The organism is Streptomyces sp. NPDC026575 (assembly GCF_055567415.1).
On the sequence record NZ_JBVHQM010000041.1, the window covers coordinates 46272 to 52360 of the forward strand.

General features: G+C 69.3%; 8 protein-coding genes. All 8 read left to right on the plus strand.

Annotated features, from left to right (window positions below; all coding sequences use genetic code 11):
• Positions 1-27 precede the first annotated feature (27 nt).
• The 8 genes from ACZ4NB_RS36065 (at position 28) to ACZ4NB_RS36100 (ending at position 5577) form a co-directional block, all read left to right on the plus strand.
• Positions 28-219, plus strand: coding sequence for a hypothetical protein (locus ACZ4NB_RS36065; protein ID WP_467667267.1), 192 nt, complete (start codon positions 28-30; stop codon positions 217-219).
• 171 nt (positions 220-390) lie between these two features.
• Positions 391-612, plus strand: coding sequence for a hypothetical protein (locus ACZ4NB_RS36070; RefSeq protein ID WP_467667268.1), 222 nt, complete (start codon positions 391-393; stop codon positions 610-612).
• Positions 613-928: 316 nt separating this feature from the next.
• Positions 929-1090 (plus strand): hypothetical protein, encoded by a 162-nt coding sequence (locus ACZ4NB_RS36075; protein WP_467667269.1) that lies wholly within the window; start codon positions 929-931, stop codon positions 1088-1090.
• 9 nt (positions 1091-1099) lie between these two features.
• Positions 1100-1315 carry a hypothetical protein gene (locus ACZ4NB_RS36080; protein WP_467667270.1) on the plus strand — a complete coding sequence of 72 codons (216 nt, stop codon included), beginning with the start codon at positions 1100-1102 and terminating at the stop codon, positions 1313-1315.
• A gap of 59 nt (positions 1316-1374) precedes the next feature.
• Positions 1375-2280 carry a radical SAM/SPASM domain-containing protein gene (locus ACZ4NB_RS36085; RefSeq protein ID WP_467667271.1) on the plus strand — a complete coding sequence of 302 codons (906 nt, stop codon included), beginning with the start codon at positions 1375-1377 and terminating at the stop codon, positions 2278-2280.
• Positions 2277-3065, plus strand: coding sequence for a hypothetical protein (locus ACZ4NB_RS36090; RefSeq protein WP_467667272.1), 789 nt, complete (start codon positions 2277-2279; stop codon positions 3063-3065). Before ACZ4NB_RS36085 ends, ACZ4NB_RS36090 begins: the two co-directional genes overlap by 4 nt.
• Before the next feature lie 946 nt (positions 3066-4011).
• Positions 4012-5109 (plus strand): tRNA (adenosine(37)-N6)-threonylcarbamoyltransferase complex transferase subunit TsaD, encoded by a 1098-nt coding sequence (gene tsaD / locus ACZ4NB_RS36095; RefSeq protein ID WP_467667273.1) that lies wholly within the window; start codon positions 4012-4014, stop codon positions 5107-5109.
• Positions 5110-5160: 51 nt separating this feature from the next.
• A complete protein-coding gene (locus ACZ4NB_RS36100) occupies positions 5161-5577 on the plus strand; it encodes an Asp23/Gls24 family envelope stress response protein (RefSeq protein WP_467667274.1) in 417 nt (138 codons plus the stop codon).
• Positions 5578-6089 lie beyond the last annotated feature (512 nt).

Below are 6089 nucleotides of genomic sequence, written 5' to 3' on the forward strand. Positions count from 1 at the left end.
GAAGCCCGGCAGGGGAGATGACGTGACGTGACGTACCGAGTGGGCGTGTACGTATGGGACGTGGAGAAGGAGGCGATCGGGGAGGTGATGGAAGAGCGGCTCGGCCGGGTCTACCTCCGGCCCCCGCGCGGCGGTCAGGAGTGGCAGGCCATGCCCGGGACGCTGCGCCTGGCCACCAAGGAAGAGCGCGAGGCTCACGGTCTGGTGGTGTCGGCGTGAACATCGCAGCCGCACGGCTGCGCCGAGCCATCCGGGCGCAGCAGCGAGCCCCCGACCCGGAGCCGCTCACTGACATGCCGCTCGTCCGCCCCTACGCCCAGTTCAACGTCCGCCACACGCCTGCGCAGGACCCAGCGAGCCGACAATTAACGGCCTTTGAGGAACCGACGCATGACGATGCCTGAATATCTGTTCCCTCGTCTGCGTCAGCGGCAGTGCGCGGCACGGAGATCGCTGAGGCTCAGCCGGGCAGAAATGCAGGTCTTCACCTTCTACAAGGTCGAGGTCCCCAAGCCCCACCCGAAGTGGGTGCGGTGCGAAATGCGATACCGGCACAAGGGGATGCACTACGCCTCCGTCTCCGCGTTGCTTTGGTGGAAGCGGTCGCGGTGATGAAGCTCCCGGCCTGATCACGGCCGGGCGTGCTCCTCGCGGAGGGCCCAACTATTCCTCCGGCCCCAGTCCCCTTCTCAAGGGCGGACGAAGTGGGGAGCACGAAGCGGGGCACCCGGGCAGCACGGGTGCCCCGCGCACGACGCCCGGCTCGGTCACACGACGACCCCCGTGAGTGTGATCTAGGGCCGGGGACCCCCACGTCCACGGCGGCCATCGCTCGCGGTGCGTGTGGAAGGGGCCGCCTGAGTGACCTGTCCGTAGCTCAGGCGTCCCGCATTTCAGCCAAACAGACAACTGGGAGAACGGAGCCACCATGGCCGCGCGGGACGATGACGCACTGTTCGATCACATTGCCGGGTTGGGCTCGGCGCTGAACGCAGCACGCGACGAGAGCCAGTCCCCCGAGAACAGGGAACTCGCGCAGGGCCTCGCGGACACCCTTGCCGACCGTTTGCCGCGCAATGGCGAGAGCTGAGGCGCTGACGTGCATCGACGCACAGCCGAAGAGGTAGCCCAGGCGAAGGCAGCGGCGCTCGCCGCCAAGGACGCGATCATCAAGCTTTACGTCGAGCGTCAGCAGTCCATGCACCAGATCGCCGACGCCTACAACATCCACCACACCTGGCTGAAGAAGTGGTTCAACGTCTGGGGGGTGACCACCGGCAGCCAGCGGTCCGTACAGGCTCCCGCTCAGCGGTGACGCATCACTGAGACGGGTAAGGAAGCACGTGCTCGATCACACGAGAAGGAGTCACGACAGTGTCAACGATCTCCAGTGAGCCAGCATTACCGATCGCCAAGCCGACCGGCGGCACGAAGCTGCTGTGGTTGGACCTGACGCGGAAGTGTCAGCTGGCGTGCAGCCACTGCTACAACGAGTCGGGGCCTGATGGCACCCACGGCACCATGACCCGTGAGGACTGGCTCAGTGCCCTGGACCAGGCCGCTGCGTGCGGGGTCGAGAGGATCCAGTTCATCGGCGGCGAGCCGACCATGCACCCGCACTTCGCGGAGCTGGTGGACCACGCGTTGAACGTCGGTCTCCACGTCGAGGTCTACAGCAACCTGGTTCACGTCTCCAAGGAGTGCTGGGAGGTCTTCCAACGCGACGGGCTGAGCCTGGCCACCTCGTACTACTCGGACCAGGCCGAGCAGCACAACGACGTGACCGGCCGGCCCTCCCACGCCCGCACGCGCGACAACATCGAGCGTGCCGTGGGACTGGGCATTCCGCTGCGGGTCGGCATCGTCGACGGCGGCAACGGGCAGCGGGTCGACGAGGCGCGCGAGCACCTGGAGGGGATGGGCGTAACCCAGGTCTCCGTCGACCACGTCCGCCCCTTCGGGCGTGCCGCCGACGGCAAGGTCCCGGACGCCGCCAGCCTCTGCGGCCGGTGCGGCACCGGCCGAGCCGTGATCACCCCCACGGGCGAAGTGGCGCCGTGCGTCTTCTCCACGCAGATGGGTGTCGGCAACGTCCAGGACGCCCCCATGGCCTCTATCCTCAGCGGCACCGCCATGAGCGAAGCCACGAAGTCCATTCGGCGCGCGGTCGGTCGGGGCGGGGAAGACGACGACGATGACAGCAGCGGCAGCTGCGGGCCCGTGGGCGACGGTGAGTGCTCTCCGGGGTACCCCAGCAGTTCGTGTAGCCCGAGGAGTTGAGCCCCATCGACAACGAGGCACTGTGGGCGCTGGTGCGTCCACACACCGGGGAACAGCACGCGATCGAGCCCACCTCGCGCGGCAACGGCTCGGACGTGACGGCGCTGGTTGAAGGCGAGCATGGGCCCGTGTTCGTCAAAGCCTGTGCCAACCGCTCCGGGGGCCGGCGCGCTTCCATCATCCGGGAGCGGCTGGTGAACCCGTCGGTGCGTGACGTTTCGCCGGCGCTCCGGTGGCACGCCAAGAACGACGACTGGATTGCTCTGGGCTTCGAAGTTGTCCAGGGGCGGTCGTCCGACTTCGGGCCGGACTCGCGGGACCTCCCTGTGGTCGTCGATGTCCTCAACCGGATTGCGGCACTGTCCCTTCCGGATGAGGCCAGCGACTGGCGGGAAAGCCGATGGGACCGCTTCGCCGGGGACGGGAAAGCGGCCCTGTTCGAAGGTGACACGCTGCTCTTCACCGACATCAACCCGGACAACGTGATCATCGGCGAAGAACGCGCGTGGGCGGTCGACTGGTCATGGCCGACCCGCGGCGCCGCGTTCATCGACCCGGCGTGCCTCGTCGTCCAGCTCGTCGCGGCCGGGCACACGCCAGAGTCCGCCGAGTACTGGGCGGGTAGCTGCAAGGGGTGGACCGGTGCGGACACGCGGGCAATCGACGCGTTCGCCGTAGCCAACGCGCGGATGAACCGAGCCTTCGCCGAGCGCAACCCGGATGCGGCCTGGCTGCAAGCGATGGCCGACGCCGCTCAGGCGTGGGTCGATCACCGCGCCCGGTAGCGTTCCCCTTCGCACCGTGCAGGACTGAGCCTGCACGGCGTGAAGGATCGGGGACCACCAGCGTGGGGATGCTGCCGGCTCCCCAAAACGCCAAAGGCGGCTCCTCTACCGCATGCGGTAGAGGAGCCGATTGGGCTCCTAGTTCATCGGGATCCACTTGTTGCCGACGAGTTTCATCTCTACCCCGGAGTATGGCGGGGGAGGGACAGCGGGTGACTTATTGGCACAGTTGCGGTGTGCGGGGTGCCCGCCCTGGATGGCGACGACCTTCTTGTTGCTCACCGGCTGACCGCATATGGCACACAGCTTGCTGGAACGGTGTTGCATGATCCCCCTATCTCGGCGCCCTGTTGAGACAGAACCATAGGGGGAGCGTCTGATTGGTTCAGCCGGTCACCGAGGGGTGTTCCTCGGAGCCGACACGCTTGACGAACAGGGCGTAGAGAGATACGGGATCGTCCGAATCGGGCGCGGGCATGGCCGGTGTCGGTCTCGTGGCCTGTGAGGTGACCAGGTACGAAGCCGGCTCCGGCGGATGAGGCGGCGCTGGATGCCGGGGCGGGTGCCCCGCCCGAGGCGATCGATCGAGACGTACCTGCGGCGCGGCACCTACGGCATCATCCACGTCGACGACGGCCCCGTCCCGGATGACCCCGCCTGCTGGTGGTGCCCGCGCACCCGTCGCCGTGTCGATCCGTCCAACCCCCGTACATTTCCTGGCCGTTGGAGTGGTGATCCGGTCACTTGCGCCGAACTCCCCGGTGCGCCGGACGCGGTGGGCGGGGAGCCGGAGAAGGCGTGGCGCGCGGCACGGTGCGGGACCTCCAGGTGTCGAGCCGGCATCTGGGCGGGCGGCGCCGCACCCCTCATATGCCTCCCTGCCTCGCCCCGTATCCTTATTGCACATCACTTGCAATTGCATCCAATGGGCGAAAGGGGTGGCGGTGTGGGCTCTCCGGTAGTGCTCGGCATCGAGTCGTCGTGCGACGAGACCGGCGCGGGGCTGGTGCGGGCGGGGCGGCTGCTGGGGCACGCGGTGGCGTCGAGCATGGACGAGCACGCCCGCTTCGGCGGGGTGGTTCCCGAGATCGCCGCCCGCGCCCATGTCCACTCCCTCACGCCGGTGGTCCGCCGGGCGCTCGACGAGGCGGGGCTGCGCATGGCGGACATCGGTGCGGTCGCCGTCACCACCGGCCCCGGTCTGTCGGGTGCGCTCCAGGTGGGCCTGGCCGGGGCGAAGTCCCTGGCGTATGCGCTGGATGTGCCGCTGTACGGCGTCCATCACCTCGCCGGGCACGTCGCCGCCGACACCTTGGAGCACGGACCGCTGCCCGACCCCTGCATGGTGCTGATCGTCTCCGGCGGGCACACCTCGCTGCTGCTGGTACGGGACCTGGTACGCGATCCGATCGTGCACCTGGGCGACACCGTGGACGACGCGGCAGGGGAGTGCTTCGACAAGGTCGCGCGGGTCTTCGGCCTGCCCTATCCCGGCGGCCCCGCCATCGACTGGGCGGCACGGGACGGCGATCCGTGCGCCGTCGCGTTCCCCCGCCCGCTGACCGGGCCGCGGGACGCCCGCTATGCGTTCTCCTTCTCGGGGCTGAAGTCGGCCGCCGCCCGCTGGGCGGAGCGGCACCGCAGCCAGGGCGAGGAGCTGCCGCTGGCCGACGGGGCCGCCTCGCTTCAGGAGGCGGTGGCCGACTCGCTCACCCGCAAGGCCGTCGCGGCCTGCCGCGAGCACGGGGTGGGCACCCTGGTCGTGGTCGGCGGGGTGGCCGCGAACTCCAGGGTGCGGGCCCTGGCCGAGGAGCGCTGCCGGGCGGCCGGGATCGCACTGCGTGTGCCGTCGCTGAAGCTGTGCACGGACAACGGCGCGATGATCGCCGCGGTCGGGGATCTGCTGGTCCGCGCGGGTGCCGAACCCGCCCCGCTGGAGGTGTCCATCGACCCGTCGGCACCGCTGGAGCGCGCCGTACTGCACCCCAAAGGCGATTGCCGGGTCGGCAAACGAAGAGAGGCGGCTTCCTGCCCCGCGCCCTAGCGTGAAGAGAGGGCCGAATTGTCCCCGTTATGGAGCAGAGGGTGATGCGCGATGACCGGACCTTCCGAGCAAGGGAAGCGGAACGCGGGGAGCCTCGGGCGGACGACCATCGCCGACGGCGTGGTCGCGAAGATCGCATATCTGGCTGCCGGGGACGTGGCGGGAGTGCACGCCCTGGGCAGCGGTTTCGCCCGATCCGTGGGGGAGCTGCGCAGGCGCGTACCCGGGGGCGGCACGACCGCGACGCACGGCGTCAAGGTCGAGGTCGGCGAGCGGCAGGCGGCGGTCGACCTGGACATCGTCGCCGAGTACGGCGAGGTCATCCCGGACGTGGCCAGAGCGGTGCGCGAGGACGTGATAGCCGCGGTGGAGCGGATGACCGGGCTCGAAGTCGTCGAGGTCAACATCGCGGTGAGCGATGTGAAACTCCCCGAAGAGGAGGAGGAGACCGGGGAGCGGGTGCGCTGACGGCCGATACGAGCCGTAGGAGCGGGGGCGGGGGCGGGCGCAGGCGCGGAACGTCCCGCAGCCCCGGGCGGGGCCGCGCCGGGGCATCGGTGAACAGCCCGCCGTGGGCGGCGACTTCGGCGCCGATGCGGCCGGCGCCGACGACCATGCACGGGCTCCGGCAGCGGGTGGAATCCATTTCGCGGTTTGTTTCGTATACGTGGTTGATGGTGGTTCTGAGGGGTCCACAAGGAAGGAAAGAGCATGGGAGTCCTGGAGAACCTGGCTCCCGCGCTGGGCCACAGCCGTCGCGACCGCTCGACGACGGGCCGGCGCAGGGACGCCAGCGAACACGACCATGACCGCCGTCGGCGCCGGCGTCGGCGCCACGGCCGGAGCCATGGCCACGGCAGGGGCCATGGAGGGAGGTACTGAGTACTAGGGCCTGTCCGATGGGTCAGGGTCGGGAAGCTCGCGGCGTCTGGTGCGGTGCATCGCAAGGCGCCGGAGCGTCTCGATAGCGGAGCTATCGG